Raw genomic sequence first — 18,322 nt, 5'->3', positions numbered from 1 at the left:
GACGCCGCGGGTGACGCCGCCCGGGGAGGATCGGGGCGTTGCCCGTCGTCAGCCCGGTGTCTGGGAAGATCGACGCATGCCCCGACCGACCCCCCTGTCCGGCTTCCCGGAGTGGCTGCCCGCGCAGCGCATCATCGAGCAGCGAGCCGTCGAGATCATCACGCGAACCTTCGAGCTGCACGGCTACGCCTCGGTGAACACGCGGGCCGTCGAACCGCTGCGCGAGCTGCTCCGCAAGGGCGAGACCTCCAAGGAGGTCTACGTGCTTCGGCGGCTGCACGCCGAGCCCGGTGCGAGTGCGAGCGACGACGACCTCGGACTCCACTTCGACCTCACGGTGCCGTTCGCACGGTACGTGCTCGAGCACGCCGGCCACCTGACGTTCCCCTTCAAGCGCTACCAGGTGCAGCCCGTGTGGCGCGGTGAGCGCCCCCAGGACGGCCGCTTCCGCGAGTTCTGGCAGGCCGACATCGACGTCGTGGGCGACGGCGAGCTCGCGGACCACTTCGAGGTGGACGTTCCGCTCGTGGCGGCCGAGGCGCTGACAGCGCTGCGGGAGATCGGGCTGCCGCCCGTGCGGGTGATGGTGAACAACCGGCGCGTGGCCGACGCGTTCTACCGCGGCATCGGGCTGACCGACGTCGACGCGGTGCTCCAGGCGGTCGACAAGCTGGCCAAGATCGGGGCCGACGGCGTCGCGGCGCTGCTGCGCTCCGAGCTCGGTGCGAGCGAGGACCAGGTCGCCGCGACGCTCGCGCTGGCCGGGCTGTCCGGCGGTTCGGAGGTCGTGGAGCAGGTGCGCGAGCTGGCGGCGTCCTCCGGCGTCACCGGCGCCGAGGCGGTCGACCTCGAGGCCGGCCTGACCCAGCTGCAGAACCTGCTGGTGCGGGCCGAGACGCGCGCTCCCGGCGTCGTGGTCGCCGACCTCTCGATCGCGCGGGGTCTCGACTACTACACCGGCGCCGTGTACGAGACGGTGCTGGTGGGTCACGAGAAGCTCGGGTCGATCTGCTCGGGCGGTCGCTACGACTCGCTCGCGACGGACGGCTCCCGCACGTTCCCGGGCGTCGGCATCTCGATCGGTCTCTCGCGGGTGCTGTCGCGCCTGTTCTCCGCCGGCCTGGCCACCGCGACCCGCAGCGTCCCGACGGCGGTGCTGATCGCCGTCGCGCAGGAGGACTCGCGCGGCCGGTCCGACGCCGTCGCGACCCGGCTGCGAGCCCGGGGCATCCCGTGCGACGTGGCTCCCGCCGCGGCGAAGTTCGGCAAGCAGATCCGCTACGCGGACCGCCGCGGCATCCCGTTCGTGTGGTTCCCGGGCACCGACGGTGCCGACGGCGCCGAGAGCACGGCGGACACGGTCAAGGACATCCGCACGGGCGACCAGGTCGAGGCCGACGCGGCCACGTGGACCCCGCCGTCGGAGGACCTCTGGCCGCGAGCCGTCCCCACGTCCGAGAGCTAGTTCGTCTCCCTCTCACCCGCCGAGCAAGCCTGAGGGGTCGTTGTCGCGCTGACAACGACCCCTGAGGCTTGTTCGGCGGGGGCGGATGTTCCCTGATGCGGCAGCGGCCGCCGTCCCCGAGGGGACGGCGGCCGCTGGCCTTCGTTCGTCAGTGCGAGTAGCTGCGCGGGCGACGCGCCGTGGGACGCTCGCCGTCGTTGCGGTCACGGGGACCGCGGGCGGGCGGGCCGGAGTCGGCCTTGATGCGCAGCGCGCGGCCGGCGATCTTCGCCGCACCGATCTTGCGCTCGCTGTCGGAGTCGAGGCCGAGGGGGATCTCGACGATCGAGAACGACGGGAAGATGTCGATCTTGCCGATCTCGGCGCCCCGCAGGCCGCCCTCGCCGGTGATGGCGCCGACGATGCCCTGGGGGGTCACGCCGTCGCGGTGGCCGACGGCGATGCGGTAGCGGTTGCCGTCGGCGCTGCCGCCGGGACGGCCGCCACGCTCACGGCCACCACGGTCGCCGCCGCGGTCACGGCCGCCGCGGTCGCCGTCGCGCTCGAAGCGGGGCTCGCGGCCCGAGTGGTCGGGGAGCGAGAGCTCGTCGTTGGCGGGGGCGCCGGTGTCGCCGACCGACAGCGCGAGCAGCGCGGCGGCCAGGTCAAGGACGTCGGTGCCGGTCGCGGCGGCGTGCTCGGCGAGACGGTCGCGGTGCACCGAGAGCATGCCGATCGACATGCGCTGCTCGGCGTTCGCCAGGGCGGAGCCGAGACGGTGCGCGACGACGTCGAGACGCGTCGGGAGGACGGCCTCGGTGATGCGGGAGCCCGTGACGCGCTCGATCGTGCGCAGGCGCGGCTTCTCCTTCGGCGTGAGGAAGGTCAGCGCCTTGCCGGTGCGGCCGGCGCGGCCGGTACGGCCGATGCGGTGCACGTAGGTCTCGACCTCGCGCGGCACGTCGAAGTTCACGACGAGACCGATGCGGTCGACGTCCAGACCCCGAGCGGCCACGTCCGTCGCGACGAGGACGTCGACCTGACCGCCGCGGAGGCGATCGATGATCTTCTCGCGGTCGCGCTGGGCGACGTCACCGCTGATCGAGGCGGCGCTGACGCCGGTCGCGGCCAGCGCGGCGCCGACCTCCTCGGCCGTCTCGCGGGTGCGGACGAACACGATGGCGGCGTCGACGTCGCTCGTCGCGATGATGCGGGCGAGCGCCTCGGCCTTGTTGCGGTAGGGAACGATCGCGTAGGTCTGCTCGACCGAGGCGATCGGGGAGGACTGGCGCGTGACCGTGATCTCGACCGGGTTGGTCAGGTGGGTCTCGGCGACGCGGCGGATCGCGGGCGGCATGGTGGCGGAGAAGAGCGCGACCTGCTTGGTGGGGGGCGTGCTCGAGAGGATCGTCTCGACGTCCTCGGCGAAGCCCATGCGGAGCATCTCGTCGGCCTCGTCCAGGACGACGAACCGCAGCTCGCCCATCTTCAGCGCCTTGCGCTCGATCATGTCGATGACGCGGCCGGGCGTGCCGACGACGACCTGCGCGCCACGCTCGAGGCCGCGCAGCTGCGGGACGAACGACGCGCCGCCGTAGATCGGGAGAACGGTCACGCGGCTGTTGCCGGGCACGAACGACGCGATCGCGTCGCTCACCTGGATGGCGAGCTCGCGCGTCGGCGTCAGGACGACGGCCTGCACGGTGCGCAGCTCGGGGTCGATCGCGGCCAGCAGCGGGAGGCCGAACGCGGCCGTCTTACCGGTACCGGTCTGCGCGACACCGACGATGTCGCTGCCGCCGAGCAGGACCGGGATGGCGCGCTGCTGGATGGCGGTGGGGGTGGTGAAGCCGAGCTTCTGCGTGACCTCGAGGAGATCGTGGGGCATGCCGAGGTCGGCGAAGGAGAGTTCAGACATAGGAGAAGACACCATTCACGATGGGGCGATGCGGAGATCCGACCGGTGTCCACCGATCCACCCGCGTCTGCGCCCGTCGTCTCGCCGCCGCACTCTGCGGCTTGCGTGGTCACCTGCGGCTCGTTCACGTGCCTGGTGATCTTCTCTGGGGCCCTGTGGCGGGACTGCACTCCAAGGACTCGACAACACTACCGCGCCACGGGTCGCGGCGCCCGGGAAGCGGCACGTGAGGTCGATCACGCCGCTGCGCCGATCCGTCGCCGGCCGCCGACGTCGCGGGCCGGCTCGGGGCACGATGGGGAGATGGGCCCCTCCCGACGCAGCGCCGTCCCCGCCTTCTCCGTGATGGACGTCCTGGCGCGCGCCGACGCGCTCCGGGCACAGGGTCGCTCCGTCCTGACGCTGTGCGTGGGCGAGCCGGGTGGTGGCGCCCCGGCGCCGGTGCGGCGGGCCGCGACCCGCGCCCTGACCGGCGACCTCGGCTACACGCAGCCGCTCGGGCTGCCCGCGCTGCGCGAGGCGATCGCCGGTCACTACGCGCGCTGGTACGGAGCGAGCATCGACCCCGACCGCATCCTCATGACCACGGGCGCGTCCGGCGCCGTGCTGGCCGCCGTCGTCGCCGCGTTCGACCCCGGGGCGCGCGTCGCGCTCGCCAACCCGGGCTACCCCGCCTACCGCAACGTCCTGCGAGCGCTGGGGTGCGAGGTCGTCGACGTCGAGGCCGGGCCGTGGGAGCGGTTCGGGCTGACGCTGCCGAGCCTGCGGTCCGCGCACGCCGAGCGGCGGCTCGACGGCGTCGTCATCGCCAGCCCGTCCAACCCGACAGGCACGCTGACCTCGGACCTGCGGCAGATCCTCGCGTGGTGCCGCGAGGAGGGCGTGCGCTGCCTCAGCGACGAGATCTACCACGGCATCACGTTCGACGGCGGGGGAGTGACGACCGCCGCGGCCGACCCGCACGCCCTGACCATCGGGTCGTTCAGCAAGTACTGGGGCATGACGGGGTGGCGGCTCGGCTGGCTCGTGATGCCGCAGGACCTGGCGGGCCCCGCCCTCGACATCGCCGGCAACATGGCGCTGTGCGCGCCGACCCTCGCGCAGCACGCGGCGCTGGCGGCGTTCGAGCCCGAGTCCTACGAGGAGTGCGACGCGCGGGTGGCCGCCCTCGCCGACACCCGCGAGACCCTGCTGGGCGCGGCGCCGTCGCTCGGCTTCTCGCGCATCGCCCCGGTCGACGGCGCCTTCTACCTCTGGGCGGAGATCTCCGGCTCCGGCCTCGACTCGCCCGACTACTGCGCCCGCCTGCTCGCCGAGACCGGCGTGGCCCTGGCGCCGGGGACGGACTTCGACGTGCGGGACGGCGGCGACTGGGTGCGGCTGTCGTTCTCGCCCGGGAGGGACGTCCTCGAGCAGGCGTGCGAGCGGATCGCCGCGTGGACGCAGGCGCTGCCCGGGCGGCGGTGACCTCGGGCGCGTGGCGCCCCGGGGCGCTGGCACTACCATCGACGGTGACCCGCCGCCCCGCGTGATCGCGACGTCCGCGCTCGCGCAGCCGGCAGGGTCCGCTCGACACAGCCCCTCGGAAGGAACCTCCCCGTGCTCCGCACCCACCACGCCGGCGACCTGCGCGCCTCCGACATCGGCACCACCGTCACCCTGACCGGGTGGGTGGATCGCCGTCGCGATCACGGCGGTGTGGCGTTCCTGGACCTGCGGGACGCCTCGGGCATCGCCCAGGTCGTCGTGCGCGACGAGGAGGTGGCCCACCCGCTGCGCGCGGAGTGGGTGCTGCAGGTCACGGGCGAGGTCTCGCGCCGCCCCGAGGGCAACGCCAACGACAACCTCGCCACGGGCGAGATCGAGATCGTCGCGTCCGAGGTCGTGGTGCTCAACTCCGCCTCGGCCCTGCCGTTCCAGGTCTCCACCGCGCTCAGCGGCAACGACGGCGACTCCGTGATCGGCGAGGAGGCGCGGCTGAAGTACCGCTACCTCGACCTGCGCCGGCCCGCGCCGTCGCAGGCGCTCCGGCTGCGCGCGAAGGTCAACTCCGCCGCGCGCCGCGTGCTCGACGGCGAGGGCTTCGTCGAGATCGAGACGCCGACCCTGACGCACTCCACCCCCGAGGGTGCCCGCGACTTCGTCGTGCCCGCGCGCCTGTCGCCCGGCTCCTGGTACGCCCTCCCGCAGAGCCCGCAGCTGTTCAAGCAGCTGCTCATGGTCGCCGGGATGGAGAAGTACTACCAGATCGCCCGCTGCTACCGGGACGAGGACTTCCGCGCGGACCGCCAGCCCGAGTTCACGCAGCTCGACGTCGAGGCCTCGTTCGTGGACCAGGAGGACGTCATCGCGCTCGGCGAGAACATCCTCGTCGAGCTGTGGGACCTCATCGGGGTGCAGATCCCGACGCCGATCGAGCGGATCACGTTCGCGGACGCCATGCGCCTGTACGGCTCGGACAAGCCCGACCTGCGCTTCGACAACCCGATCGTCGAGCTGACCGAGTACTTCGCCGACACCACGTTCCGCGTGTTCCAGGCGCCCTACGTCGGCGCCGTCGTGATGGCGGGCGGGGCCTCGCAGCCGCGTCGCCAGTTCGACGCGTGGCAGGAGTGGGCCAAGCAGCGCGGCGCCAAGGGCCTCGCCTACGTCACGCTGGCCGAGGACGGCACGCTCGGCGGGCCGGTCGCCAAGAACCTCACCGACGCCGAGCGCGACGGCCTCGCCGCCGCCACGGGCGCGCAGCCGGGTGACGCGATCTTCTTCGCAGCCGGCGGCGTGACCGCGTCGCAGACGCTGCTGGGCGCCGCGCGCCTGGAGATCGCGAAGCGGACGGGTCAGATCGACGAGTCGGCCTGGTCCTTCGTCTGGGTCGTCGACGCGCCCCTGTTCAAGCCCACGGGCGAGGACGACGACGTCGCCGTCGGCGAGGGTGCATGGACCGCCGTCCACCACGCCTTCACCTCGCCCAACCCCGACTGGATCGACCGCTTCGAGGACAGCCCCGGTGAGGCTCTGGCCTACGCCTACGACATCGTCTGCAACGGCAACGAGATCGGCGGCGGCTCGATCCGTATCCACCGCCGCGACGTGCAGGAGCGCGTCTTCAAGGTGATGGGCATCGACGAGGCCCAGGCGCAGGAGCAGTTCGGCTTCTTCCTCGACGCGTTCGGCTACGGCACGCCCCCGCACGGCGGCATCGCGTTCGGCTGGGACCGCATCGTGGCGCTGATGACGCGGTCGGCCTCCATCCGCGAGGTCATCGCGTTCCCGAAGTCGGGCGGCGGGTTCGACCCGCTGACCGGTGCGCCCGCGCCGATCACCGCGGCGCAGCGCAAGGAGGCCGGCGTGGACCACGTCCCGGAGCCCGCCGCGGTCGCCGACGCGCCCGCGGCCGACGCGCCGGAAGCCCCGGCGGGCCCGTGACCGAGGGGTCGCTCCCGGCCCCGTACCGCTCCGACCTGCTGCTGCTCGCGGAGCGCGACGACTGGGCCGACGCCCGGACCGTCGCCTCCGCGGGCGCCGCGCTGCTCGTGCGCTCGTCGCCGCAGGGCGACGTCCTGATGTCGCGCGGCGAGCCGGGCGAGGTCCTGGACCTGCTCGACGCCGAGGGGCGGCTGCGCCGTCGTACCGGTGCCGAGCGCGCGCTGTGGCTGAGCGCTCCGCGCGACGTGACCGTGCCCTCGTGGGTGCTGGACACGCTCGGGCTGGTCCCGTTCTCGCAGTGGGACTGGATGGCCCGCGAGCGGGTCGATCCCGCCGCCTCTCGGCCGGCGGTGGGCCGGACGCTGCCCGACGGCCACGTCGTCCGCGCGATCGACACCGCCGCCGAGGCGGACGCGGTGCGTGACGTGCTGCGCCGCACCAACCCGCGCTCCACCGCCGATCCGCTCGCGGACCGCGAGGACGCCTGGTCGGGGGCCTACGACGGCGACGAGCTCGTCGGCGTGTTCGGTGCGCGACGCGAGCAGGGTCGGGGTGAGCACGGCTTCTCCTGGCACCTGCACGGGCTCGGCGTGCTCGAGACGCGCCGCGGCGCCGGTCTGGGCGGTGCGCTGACCGACCACCTCACGCTCGCCGGGTTCGCCGCCGGTGCGGACTGGGTCTCGCTCGGCCTGTACGCGGAGAACGACGGTGCGCGCCGGCTCTACCGGCGCGCGGGCTTCGAGCTGCACGCGGCCATGAGCTCCTACGGTCCGGCGAGCGCGACGCGTCCCCTGCGCTGAACCCTCCCGCGAGGGGGCGACCGTCAGTGCTGCAGCGAGAGCCGTCGCGCGAGCGGCCGCAGCCAGCGCGGCGCCCACCAGTTCGCGTCGCCGAGCACCGTCATCGTGGCGGGCACGAGCAGCATGCGCACGAGGGTCGCGTCCAGGGCGACGGCGAGCGCGAGCGCGAACCCCGCCTGCTTGATGGGCAGCAGGCTCGAGGTCGCGAAACCCGCGAACACGACGATGATCACCAGCGCGGCCGACGTGATGATCCGGCCGGAGCGCTGCAGCCCGAGCCGGACGGCGTCGTCGTTGGAGGCGCCGCCGTCGTAGAGCTCCTTGACGCGCGAGAGCAGGAACACCTCGTAGTCCATCGCCAGCCCGAACCCGAACGCGACGACCACCGCCACGATGTAGCTCTCCACGCCGCCCACGGACTCGAACCGCAGCAGCCCGCTCAGGTGGCCCTCCTGGAACACCCACGTGGTGATCCCGAGCGACGCCGCGATCGACAGCACGTTGGTCACGAGCGCCTTCAGCGGCACGAGCACGGACCCCGTCATGAGGAAGAGCAGCACGAACGTCGCGAGCACGACGAGACCGGCCGCGAGCGGCAGGCCGTCGATCAGCGACCGGCCGAAGTCGATCTGGCCGGCCGCCTGCCCGCCGACCAGGAGCGAGGGGTCGAGCGCCCGCACGTCGTGCACGACGGCGACGGCCTCGGCGCCGCCCGCGTCGTCGACGTCGAGCCGCAGCCCCAGCAGCACGTCACCACCGCCGAGGGCGGCGGCCGGATCGACCGACGCGACGCCGTCGACCGCCGCCAGGTCGGCCGACGTCGCCGCCAGGGCGGCGTCGTCGGGGTCGCCGGTCGCCACGACCCACACGTCGCTGCCGCCGAGCGCGGGGAACTGCTCGCCGACGGTCTCGAGGTAGGTGTGCTGCTGCGACCCGCGCGGCAGCATGTCGATGCCGGAGTTGCGCAGCTGCAGCCCGAGCAGCGGCGAGGCCATCACGAGCAGCGCGGCGAACGCCCCGACCATCACGAGCACGGGACGCTTCTGGACCGCGCCGGTCAGGCGCGAGAACACGCCCTCGTCGGGGGCCACGTCGCCCAGCTTCCCGACGACGGAGCGCAGGACCGGCACGCGGCTCAGCACCGAGGGGCGCATGAAGCGCCGTCCGCTCAGCACGAGCAGGGCCGGCACGAGGGTCAGGGCGGTCGCGAGCGCGAGCACGACGATGAGCGCGCCACCCACGCCGAGACCCTTGAGCAGGTCGGCGGGGAAGGCCGCGAGTCCGAGCACGGAGATCGCGATCGTCAGCGCGGAGAAGAAGACGGTGCGGCCGGCGGTGGTCACCGTGGTGTGCACCGCCTCGAGCACGAGGGGGTCGCGACGGCGCCCGCCCCGCCGCCGGCGACCCACCGGGATGCCGGCCGTCTCGAGCCGGTCGGCGACCTCGACGAGCCGTGTCAGCTCCTCCCGGAACCGCGACACCATCAGCAGCCCGTAGTCGATCGACAGCCCCAGACCGAGGACGGTGACGACGTTGATGACGACGGAGTCGAGCTCCATCACGAAGCTGAGCCCGAGGATGGCGCCGAGGCCCGCGAGGATCGAGGCGACGGCGCCCACGATCGGCATGCCGGCCGCCAGCGCCCCGCCGAACACCACGACCATCACCAGCAGCGAGATGGGCAGCGCGACGAGCTCGCCCCGGATGAGGTCCTGCTCCATCTGGTGGTTGACGGCGCGAACGATGATCGAGGTGTTGGAGACCGTGGCGACGGCGGCCAGGTCGTCGGTGACGAGGTCGTCGGCCAGGGTGCCGAGCCGGTCCTCGACGGCACCCTCGGCGGCGGCGAGATCGTCGTCGGGCAAGTCTCCCTCGTCAGCACCGAGCGTCACCCGCACGACGAACGCGTCGCCGTCGGTGCTCACGAGGGAGGCCAGCCCCGGATCGACGCTCGGGTCGGGGACCAGCAGCGGGTCGACGACGGCGTCGACCCCGTCGATCGCGGCCAGGTCCTCGCGGGCGGGGACCAGCAGGGCGTCGAGGGCCGCGCGCGCGTCGGTGTCGGCCAGGTCGACGTCGTCCACCAGCAGCGTGGTCGTGGCGCCGGAGCCGGCGTCGCTCAGGATCTCCTGCACGCGCATCGACTGGCTGCCCGGGACGCCGGGGTCGCCGGTCTCGAGCTTCGCGAACAGCGGCTCGCCGAGCACCGGTGTCATGGCCGCACCACCGGCGCCGAGGGCCAGCAGGATCCAGACGATCACGAGGAGACGGGGCCGGTGGGTCACGAGGTGACCGAGACGTGCGAACACGTGCCCGAGTCTCCCACGTAGGCTCGGGCGGTGGATCTGTTCGAGGCCGCCGGACGCGACGACGCCGGCACCCCCGCGGTGCGGGCCGACGCGCCGCTCGCGGTGCGGATGCGGCCCGCCTCCGTCGACGAGGTCCTCGGTCAGGGGCACCTGCTGAAGCCCGGCTCCCCGCTGCGGCGGCTCGTCGAGGGCGTGCCGGGTGCCGTCCCGCCCACCTCGGTGGTTCTCTGGGGCCCACCGGGCACAGGCAAGACCACGCTCGCCTACCTCATGGCTGCCGCGGCCAACCGCCGGTTCGTCGAGCTCTCCGCCGTCACCGCCGGTGTCAAGGACGTGCGCGCCGTGATCGAGGACGCGCGACGTCGCCTCTCCGGCGGCGGCCAGGAGACGGTGCTGTTCGTCGACGAGGTGCACCGCTTCTCCAAGACCCAGCAGGACGCGCTGCTCCCGAGCGTGGAGAACCGGCTCGTCACGCTCGTCGCCGCGACGACCGAGAACCCCTCGTTCTCGGTCATCTCCCCGCTGCTGTCGCGCTCGCTGCTGCTCACGCTGCGGCCGCTCGAGCCCGACGACGTCGCCGCCCTCGTGCAGCGCGCGCTCGTCGACGAGCGCGGACTCGGCGGTCGGTTCACCCTGGCCGACGACGCCGCCGCGCACCTGCTCCGGCTGGTCGGACCGGATGCGCGCAAGGCGCTGACGGTGCTGGAGGCGGCGGCCGGGACGGCGCACGAGGTGGGGGAGAGCGAGATCTCGCTGACCTCGGTGGAACGCGCCGTCGACATCGCCGCCGTGCGCTACGACCGCGACGGCGACCAGCACTACGACGTCGCCAGCGCGTTCATCAAGTCGATGCGCGGGAGCGACGTCGACGCCGCGCTGCACTACCTCGCGCGCATGCTGACGGCGGGGGAGGACCCGCGGTTCGTGGCGCGGCGCATCGTCATCGCGGCGAGCGAGGAGGTCGGCATGGCCGACCCGAGCGCGCTGGCGACAGCGGTCTCGGCGTTCCAGGCCGTCAGCTTCATCGGCATGCCCGAGGCGCGCATCGTGCTCGCCCAGGCGGTCGTGCACGTCGCGACGGCGCCCAAGTCCAACGCCTCGTACGCCGCGATCAACGCGGCGATGGCCGACGTCGCCGCCGGCAGGGGTGGCGCGGTCCCGTTCCACCTGCGCGACGCGCACTACTCCGGCGCGAAGAAGCTCGGCCACGGGCAGGACTACGTCTACGCGCACGACGCCCCGCACGGCGTCGCGGCACAGACCTACGCCCCCGAGGGGCTCGAGGACGCGCGCTACTACGAGCCGACGGGCCGGGGCTTCGAGGCCCAGGTCGCCACGCGGCTGGAGCGCATCCGCCAGATCCTCGGCGAGTAGCGCCGTCCCCGGCCGGCGTGGGTGGGGCCGGGCCGCGCGTCCGCTAGGATGGTGCGGTTGCCTGACCCGTGAGGGTCGGCTCCCTGGGGCCCTAGCCACCTCGCCGCACCGGAGTGATCCGGTCTGCGGTACCGGTCGGTCCCACTCCGCCGCGGCGCACGTGCCGGGCGGTGTGACAACGAACAGGAAGTAGATCACGTGGCTTCGAACCGCGCCCGCAACCAGGTGCGCCTCTCGCGCGCACTCGGCATCCCGCTGACCCCGAAGGCCGCCCGCGCCTTCGAGAAGCGTCCGTACCCGCCCGGCGAGCACGGCCGTGCTCGCAAGCGCCAGGAGAGCGACTACGCCGTCCGCCTGAAGGAGAAGCAGCGTCTGCGTGCCCAGTACGGCATCCGCGAGGCGCAGTTCCGCAACACCTTCGACGAGGCGCGCAAGCACCCCGGTCTGACCGGTGACACGTTCGTGGAGCTGCTCGAGATGCGTCTCGACGCCCTCGTGCTGCGTTCGGGCTTCGCCCGCACCATCGCCCAGGCCCGTCAGGCCGTCGTGCACCGTCACATCCTCGTCGACGGCAAGCTGGTGGACCGTCCGTCCTTCCGCGTGAAGCCGGGCCAGACCATCCAGGTCAAGCCGAAGTCGCAGACGACCACGCCGTTCCAGGTCGCCGCCGCCGGTGCGCACCGCGACGTGCTGCCCCAGGTCCCGGGCTACCTCGAGGTCGCCCTCGAGAAGCTGCGCGCCACGCTGGTGCGCGTCCCCAAGCGCGCCGAGGTCCCCGTGACCGCCGACGTGCAGCTGATCGTCGAGCTCTACGCCCGCTGATCACCGCCTGAACCACGGCCTCCGGCCGACCCGCAGCGTCACGTGTGCCCCGGTGAGAACCGGGGCACACGTGTCTGCACCGGGTAGTCTCACCGGGGTGGTGCGCACGGCTCGTCCCTGCGTCCCCCCGCCCCGGCCAGCACCGGCTGGCCGATCCCCGATCCCCAGAGGTGGAACGTGTCGGTATCCCTCGGAGACATCGCTGGCCTCGTGGCCGCCGTCGCGTTCGTCGCGCTCGTGGTCGCGATCGCCGTCCCGCTCCTCAAGCTCGGCTCGGTGCTCGAGGAGACCCGCACGTCGGTCTCCCGCTTCACGCAGGCCACGCTGCCCGTGATCGACGAGGCCGCCGAGACCGTGCGCGGCGCCAACGCCCAGCTCGCGAAGGTCGACACCGTCACGACGTCCGCCGCCGAGATCGGCACCAACGTCTCCGCCCTGACCACGCTCGTCTCCGCGACCGTCGCCCGCCCCCTGATCAAGGCCGCGTCGTTCAGCTACGCGGTGCGCGCCGTCGTCGCCCGCCGTCGCGGGAAGCGCTCGTGAAGGTCGTCTGGGCCGTCGGCGGGGCCGCTGCCGCCGTCGCCGCGCTCGTCGTCCTCGGCCGGGCCCGCTCGACCGCCGAGTCCGTCGCCGCCGTCGCGACCCCCGCCGGCCTCGTCGAGGCGCTGAACCGCGGCGTCGACGAGCTGCGCGCCATGGGCACCGAGGTCGCCGCCGCGATGCGCGAGCAGGAGGAGCGCCTCTCGGCCGATCTGCTCGCCGCGCCCGACGACGTCGCCGACGCCCGCACCCTGCGCGCCGGTCGCCGCTCGCGCCGCGCCGCGGCCGACACCGACCCGTGGGACGTCGACGACGAGTTCTGAGCCTCCGCTCCGACCTCCCCCCGCTCGGCTGATCAGACCCGCCGCACCACCCAGACCCGCTGCACCCGGCCCATCGCGGCCCGAGGTGTTCGACACGAGGATCCCGATGCGCACCGCCGACATCCGTCGCCGCTATCTCGACTACTTCGAGGCCCACGACCACACGATCGTGCCGAGCGCCTCGCTGATCTCACCCGACCCGTCGATCCTCTTCACGATCGCCGGCATGGTGCCGTTCATCCCCTACATCATCGGGACGGAGCCCGCGCCCTACCCGCGGGCCGCGAGCGTGCAGAAGTGCATCAGGACCAACGACATCGAGAACGTCGGCCGGACCACGCGTCACGGCACGTTCTTCCAGATGATGGGCAACTTCTCCTTCGGCGACTACTTCAAGGACGGCGCCGTCGACCTCGCCTGGGAGTTCCTCACGGGACCGGAGGACGAGGGCAAGCTCGCGTTCGACGGCTCCCGCATGTGGGTCACCATCTGGGAGGAGGACGAGGTCGCGGCCGCCGCTCTCGTGCGCGTCGGCGTCGACCCCGACCAGATCGTGCGCCTCCCGCGCGAGGAGAACTTCTGGGACACCGGCCAGCCCGGCCCCGCCGGCCCGTGCGCCGAGTTCCACTACGACCGCGGCCCCGAGTTCGGACCGGACGCCGTCGGTGGTGACGTCGACCCGGGTGGCGACCGCTACCTCGAGATCTGGAACCTCGTCTTCGACCAGTTCCTGCGCGGTGAGGGCACCGGCAAGAGCTACCCGCTGATCAAGGAGCTCGACGCCAAGGCGATCGACACCGGCGCCGGCCTCGAGCGCATCGCCTTCCTCAAGCAGGGCGTCGCGAACATGTACGAGATCGACGAGGTCCGCCCCGTCATCACCAGGGCCGAGGAGCTGTCGGGCAAGGCCTACGGGTCCGGTGACGTCGAGAACGACGTCCGCATGCGCGTCGTGGCCGACCACGTCCGCTCGGCACTCATGCTCGTGGCCGACGGCGTGCGGCCCGGCAACGAGGGCCGCGGCTACGTGCTGCGCCGCCTGGTGCGTCGTGCCGTGCGCGCGATGCGCCTGCTCGGCGTCACGACGCCGTCGCTCCCGGAGCTCCTGCCCGTCTCGGTGGCCGTGATGAAGGAGTCCTACCCCGAGCTCGAGGCGGACTTCCAGCGGATCGCCGGCATCGTCTACGGCGAGGAGGACGCGTTCCGCCGCACCCTCGAGTCCGGCACCACGATCCTGGACTCCGCCGTGCGCCGCGTGCGCGACGGCGGCGGCACCGTGCTCGGCGGAGAGGACGCGTTCAAGCTGCACGACACCTACGGCTTCCCGATCGACCTCACGGTCGAGATGGCGGCGGAGCAGGGCGTCAGCATCGACACCGAGGCGTTCACGAGCCTCATGCAGGAGCAGCGGCAGCGTGCCCGCGCCGACGCCCTGACGAAGAAGACCGGCCACGTCGACACCTCGGTCTACACCGCGCTCGCGAGCGACCTCGCGCAGCCCGTGCAGTTCCTCGGCTACACCGACGCCACCGCGCAGGTGCGGGTGGTCGGCCTGCTGGCCGACGGCGCGAGCGTGCCCCACGCCGTCGCGCCCGCCGACGTCGAGGTCATCCTCGACCGCACCCCGTTCTACGCCGAGGCCGGCGGCCAGCTCGCCGACCAGGGCCAGATCGTGCTCGACGGTGGCGGCGTCGTCGAGGTCGACGACGTCCAGGCGCCCATCAAGGGTCTCAGCGTCCACCGCGGCCGCCTGGTGGAGGGCGAGATCACGCTCGACGCCGGTGGCGTCGCCACGATCGACACGCAGCGTCGGCGCGCCATCGCGCGCGCCCACACCGCCACCCACCTGGTCCACAAGGCGCTGCGCGAGACGCTCGGGGAGAACGCCACCCAGGCCGGCAGCGAGAACGCGCCGCACCGCCTCCGCTTCGACTTCCGCTCGGGCGGTCAGCCGCCGGCGGGCTCGCTCGCGGAGATCTCGGAGCGCGTCAACACGCGGGCGGCCGAGGACCTCGACGTCACCGACCGCACGATGGGCATCGACGACGCGCGTGCCCTCGGCGCGATGGCCCTGTTCGGCGAGAAGTACGGCGACAAGGTCCGCGTCGTCTCGATCGGCGGGGACTGGTCGCGCGAGCTGTGCGCCGGGACGCACGTGCTCTCCACCGGCCACCTCGGCCCGATCACGCTGCTCGGGGAGGCCTCGATCGGTTCCGGTGTGCGCCGCGTCGACGCGCTCGTCGGCGACGCCGCGACCCGTTTCCACGCCAAGGAGCAGGTGCTGGTCTCGCAGCTGTCCACCATGGTGGGCGCGCGGAGCGAGGAGCTGCCCGAGCGCATCTCCGGGCTGCTCGCGCGCCTCAAGGAGGCCGAGCGCGAGGTCGCCACGCTGCGCCAGGCGCAGCTGCTCGCCGGCTCCGCCGCGCTGCTCGCGGGGGCGCAGGACGTCGACGGCGTGCGCGTGCTGACCCACGAGCTCGGCGAGGTCTCCTCGGCCGACGACGTGCGCACCCTCGCGCTGGACCTGCGCGACCGGCTGGGCTCGTCCGCCGTCGTCGTGGTCGGTGGGGTCACGAAGGGCCGCGCCGCCGTCGTGGTGGCCACGGCCCCCGACGCCCGCGACCGCGGGGTGCGGGCGGGTGAGCTCGTCCGCGGGCTCGCCGCGGCGCTCGGTGGCAAGGGTGGCGGGCGCGACGACGTCGCCCAGGGTGGTGGCACGGACGCCGCGTCCCTGCCCACGGCCCTGGCGGGTGTCGAGCCGGCGGTGCGCGAGATCGTGGGGCGGGCCTGACGGTGCGGCGCGGGGTACGCGTGGCGGTCGACGTCGGCAGTGTCCGCGTCGGGGTCGCACGCAGCGATCCCGACGGCATCCTGGCCACCCCTGTCGAGACCGTCCGCCGGACGCCGGCCGACGACGGGACCGCGCGCATCAGCGCCCTGGTGGCCGAGCACGAGGCGGTCGAGGTCGTCGTCGGGCTGCCGCGCTCGCTCGACGGCCGCAACCGCAAGGCGTCCTCGCTCGCCCGCACCTATGCTGGTCGTCTCGCCCGTCTCGTCGCGCCGGTGCCCGTCCGCATGGTCGACGAACGCTTCACCTCGGCCACGGCCCACCAGGCCATGACCGCGTCGGGACTTCCAGGCCGCTCACAGCGTGCCGTGGTAGACCAGGTGGCTGCAGTGATCGTGCTGCAGCACGCGCTCGACATCGAACGCAGTACTGGCCGCGAACCGGGCCAGCTCGTACACGCGGGGGGCCAAGCCGTGGAGGACACGACACGTGACTGATCTTTTCGGAGACGACAGCGACACCCGGACCGTCGAGCCCGACGGCCGGCGGCCCCGTCGCGGGCCGGCGCCGGCGACCGGGGCCAAGCGCCGCCGTCGCTCCCTGGCGAGCTTCCTCGTGATGGTGGTGATCCTGGGAGGGCTCGCGGTGCTCGCCGTCCGCGTGATCCCGCCGCTGTTCGACGACGGATCCCCGACGGTATCGGCCGTCACCGACTACCCGGGCCCCGGTCAGGGTTCGGTCGTCGTGGAGATCCCCGCGGGCTCCTCGGGAACGCAGATCGGTCAGATCCTCCAGCAGGCGGGTGTCGTGGCGACCGTGGACGCCTTCACGTCCGCCCACACCGCCAACGTCAACGCGACGGCGATCCAACCGGGCGCCTACGACCTGCCGCAGGGCATGCGGGCGTCCGACGCCGTGACCGCGCTGCTCGACCCCAACCGCCGGGCCGACACACGGGTGACCCTTCCCGAGGGCCGACGCAGTGACGAGCTCTACCAGCGGATCGCCGATGCGCTGGGCGTCTCGGTCGAGGAGGTCGACGCCGCCGCCCACGACTACGCCGCCCTGGGGATCGAGGGACCTCCCAACACGAACCCCGAGGCGCTCGATCCCATGGAGGGGTTCTTCTACCCCGGCACCTACGTGGTCCCGCCGGACGGTGGACCCACCGACGTTCTCAAGCAGGCCTACGACCGCTCCATCGCCGAGCTCGACAGCTTCGGGGTGGCGCCGGAGGACAGGGTCCGGGTCCTGACCGAGGCCTCCATCGCGATGCGGGAGTCTCGCGCCGAGACGTACGGCCAGGTGGTCCGGGTCATCGACAACCGGCTGCTTCCCGAGAACCTCAGCAGCTTCCCGACGCTGGGGATGGACTCCACGCTGCGCTACGCGTGGGACCGTCAGAACCCGGGTGTGCCGCTTCCCGACAACGAGCACAACACGAGCACCGATCCCTACAACACCCGATTCCACCCCGGGCTGCCGCCGTCCCCGATCGGCGCGGTCGACGCGATCGCGATGCAGGCCGCGGTCGAGCCCACCGAGGGTCCGTGGCTCTACTTCGTGACGGTCAACCTCTGCACCGGGGAAACCAAGTTCACGGACAGCCCGGCGGAGTTCACCGTCATACGCGACGAGTTCCGGGCGTGGTACGGCCCGTACGTCGACGGCGGGAGCCAGTGCTGACCTCACGACGCGCCGCCGTGATCGGTCACCCGGTCGGTCACAGCCTGTCGCCGGTCCTGCACCGTGCCGCCTACCGCGAGCTCGGGCTGCCGCACACCTACGACGCGATCGACGTGCCCGACGGCGGCGCGCCCGGCCTCCTGGCGTCGCTCGACGCGGACTGGCTCGGGCTCTCGGTCACGATGCCGCACAAGCACGCCGTGCTCGCGGCGGCCGACACGGCGGACCCGCTCGCCACGGTCGTCGGAGCGGCGAACACGGTGCTCGTCACCGGTTCCGGATCGAGCCGCGTCCTGGTGGCGGCGAACACCGACGTGCACGGCGCCGCCCAGGCGCTGCGCGAGACGCGCGCCGCGGCCGCTCCGGGCTCGGTACCCGTGCCGCGCACCGCCGTCGTGCTCGGTGCGGGCGGGACCGCCGCGGCCGTGCTCGCCGCGCTCGCGGAGCTCGGCGTCACCGCCCCGATCGTGTGCGTACGGTCGCAGGCGCGCGCCGCCGGGCTGCTGCAGGCCGCCCACCGGATGGGGGTCGACGTCACGCTGCGCCGGTTCGACGCTGCGGCGTCGCTGATCGTCGACGCCGACCTCGTCGTCCAGACGGCCGTCGCCGGTGCCGCCGACCCCGTCGCCGCCGACCTCGCCGCGCTGCTCGACGGCCGACGACTCCGCCCCGAGCAGACGCTGCTCGACGTGATCTACGACCCGTGGCCGACCGACCTCGCGGCCGCGTGGTCCGCCGCCGGGGGTGCCGTCGCACCCGGCTGGCTGATGCTCCTGCACCAGGCGGCGGAGCAGGTCCGCCTCATGACCGGTCGCCCGGCGCCGGTCGAGGCCATGCGCGACGCCCTCGTCGGGGCCCTCGCGGGCTGACCGCCCCCGTCGGGGCCGGTACG

The 18,322-nt window shown here is 73.3% G+C and carries 14 protein-coding genes; 12 read left to right on the top strand and 2 right to left on the bottom strand.

Features of this window, described 5'->3' with window-relative positions; all coding sequences use genetic code 11:
- Positions 1–76 precede the first annotated feature (76 nt).
- Positions 77–1,465, top strand: a complete 1,389-nt coding sequence (hisS, locus tag SERN_RS11795; RefSeq protein ID WP_135850297.1) for a histidine--tRNA ligase — start codon at positions 77–79, stop codon at positions 1,463–1,465.
- 148 nt (positions 1,466–1,613) lie between these two features.
- Here hisS and SERN_RS11790 read toward each other — a convergent pair whose 3' ends face one another.
- On the bottom strand, positions 1,614–3,362 hold the full coding sequence (locus tag SERN_RS11790) for a DEAD/DEAH box helicase (RefSeq protein WP_233251647.1): 1,749 nt from the start codon (positions 3,360–3,362) through the stop codon (positions 1,614–1,616).
- Between the two features lie 303 nt (positions 3,363–3,665).
- Between SERN_RS11790 and SERN_RS11785 the strand changes: the two genes are divergently transcribed.
- The 3 genes from SERN_RS11785 (at position 3,666) to SERN_RS11775 (ending at position 7,588) form a co-directional block, all read left to right on the top strand.
- Entirely contained in the window at positions 3,666–4,829 is a 1,164-nt protein-coding gene (locus tag SERN_RS11785; RefSeq protein ID WP_135850295.1) for a pyridoxal phosphate-dependent aminotransferase, read from the top strand.
- A 132-nt stretch (positions 4,830–4,961) separates the two neighbouring features.
- Complete coding sequence (gene aspS / locus SERN_RS11780; RefSeq protein ID WP_135850294.1) at positions 4,962–6,788, top strand: aspartate--tRNA ligase; 1,827 nt, start codon at positions 4,962–4,964, stop codon at positions 6,786–6,788.
- Complete coding sequence (locus SERN_RS11775; RefSeq protein WP_135850293.1) at positions 6,785–7,588, top strand: GNAT family N-acetyltransferase; 804 nt, start codon at positions 6,785–6,787, stop codon at positions 7,586–7,588. The genes aspS and SERN_RS11775 overlap by 4 nt, the downstream gene beginning before the upstream one ends.
- Positions 7,589–7,611: 23 nt before the next feature.
- Here the strand turns inward: SERN_RS11775 and SERN_RS11770 are convergent, their stop codons facing one another.
- Positions 7,612–9,897 carry an MMPL family transporter gene (locus SERN_RS11770; protein ID WP_135850292.1) on the bottom strand — a complete coding sequence of 762 codons (2,286 nt, stop codon included), beginning with the start codon at positions 9,895–9,897 and terminating at the stop codon, positions 7,612–7,614.
- A gap of 30 nt (positions 9,898–9,927) precedes the next feature.
- On the opposite strand from SERN_RS11770, the gene SERN_RS11765 reads away from it, so the two are divergent.
- The 8 genes from SERN_RS11765 (at position 9,928) to SERN_RS11730 (ending at position 18,299) form a co-directional block, all read left to right on the top strand.
- Positions 9,928–11,271, top strand: a complete 1,344-nt coding sequence (locus SERN_RS11765; protein ID WP_135850291.1) for a replication-associated recombination protein A — start codon at positions 9,928–9,930, stop codon at positions 11,269–11,271.
- A 198-nt stretch (positions 11,272–11,469) separates the two neighbouring features.
- On the top strand, positions 11,470–12,093 hold the full coding sequence (gene rpsD / locus SERN_RS11760; RefSeq protein WP_135850290.1) for a 30S ribosomal protein S4: 624 nt from the start codon (positions 11,470–11,472) through the stop codon (positions 12,091–12,093).
- A gap of 177 nt (positions 12,094–12,270) precedes the next feature.
- Positions 12,271–12,636 (top strand): DUF948 domain-containing protein, encoded by a 366-nt coding sequence (locus tag SERN_RS11755; protein WP_135850289.1) that lies wholly within the window; start codon positions 12,271–12,273, stop codon positions 12,634–12,636.
- Positions 12,633–12,956: a hypothetical protein gene (locus SERN_RS11750; protein ID WP_135850288.1), complete on the top strand. Its 324-nt coding sequence runs from the start codon at positions 12,633–12,635 to the stop codon at positions 12,954–12,956. Before SERN_RS11755 ends, SERN_RS11750 begins: the two co-directional genes overlap by 4 nt.
- Positions 12,957–13,062: 106 nt before the next feature.
- On the top strand, positions 13,063–15,747 hold the full coding sequence (alaS, locus tag SERN_RS11745; RefSeq protein WP_135850287.1) for an alanine--tRNA ligase: 2,685 nt from the start codon (positions 13,063–13,065) through the stop codon (positions 15,745–15,747).
- Between the two features lie 20 nt (positions 15,748–15,767).
- Positions 15,768–16,241 carry a Holliday junction resolvase RuvX gene (gene ruvX / locus SERN_RS11740; RefSeq protein WP_233251646.1) on the top strand — a complete coding sequence of 158 codons (474 nt, stop codon included), beginning with the start codon at positions 15,768–15,770 and terminating at the stop codon, positions 16,239–16,241.
- Complete coding sequence (locus SERN_RS11735) at positions 16,234–17,430, top strand: endolytic transglycosylase MltG (protein ID WP_135850285.1); 1,197 nt, start codon at positions 16,234–16,236, stop codon at positions 17,428–17,430. The genes ruvX and SERN_RS11735 overlap by 8 nt, the downstream gene beginning before the upstream one ends.
- Complete coding sequence (locus SERN_RS11730) at positions 17,424–18,299, top strand: shikimate dehydrogenase (RefSeq protein WP_332888468.1); 876 nt, start codon at positions 17,424–17,426, stop codon at positions 18,297–18,299. The genes SERN_RS11735 and SERN_RS11730 overlap by 7 nt, the downstream gene beginning before the upstream one ends.
- Positions 18,300–18,322 lie beyond the last annotated feature (23 nt).

This window comes from Serinibacter arcticus, assembly GCF_004786095.1.
GTDB classification, from domain to species: domain Bacteria; phylum Actinomycetota; class Actinomycetes; order Actinomycetales; family Beutenbergiaceae; genus Litorihabitans; species Litorihabitans arcticus.
This window is presented reverse-complemented; position numbering and strand designations above follow the sequence as displayed.

What these genes read in the sequence shown, in the direction of transcription:
- alaS (WP_135850287.1), top strand. Translation starts at nt 13,063, where the DNA reads ATGCGCACCGCCGACATCCGTCGCCGCTATCTCGACTACTTCGAGGCC.
- hisS (WP_135850297.1), top strand. Translation starts at nt 77, where the DNA reads ATGCCCCGACCGACCCCCCTGTCCGGCTTCCCGGAGTGGCTGCCCGCG.
- SERN_RS11790 (WP_233251647.1), bottom strand. Translation starts at nt 3,362, where the DNA reads ATGTCTGAACTCTCCTTCGCCGACCTCGGCATGCCCCACGATCTCCTC.
- SERN_RS11785 (WP_135850295.1), top strand. Translation starts at nt 3,666, where the DNA reads ATGGGCCCCTCCCGACGCAGCGCCGTCCCCGCCTTCTCCGTGATGGAC.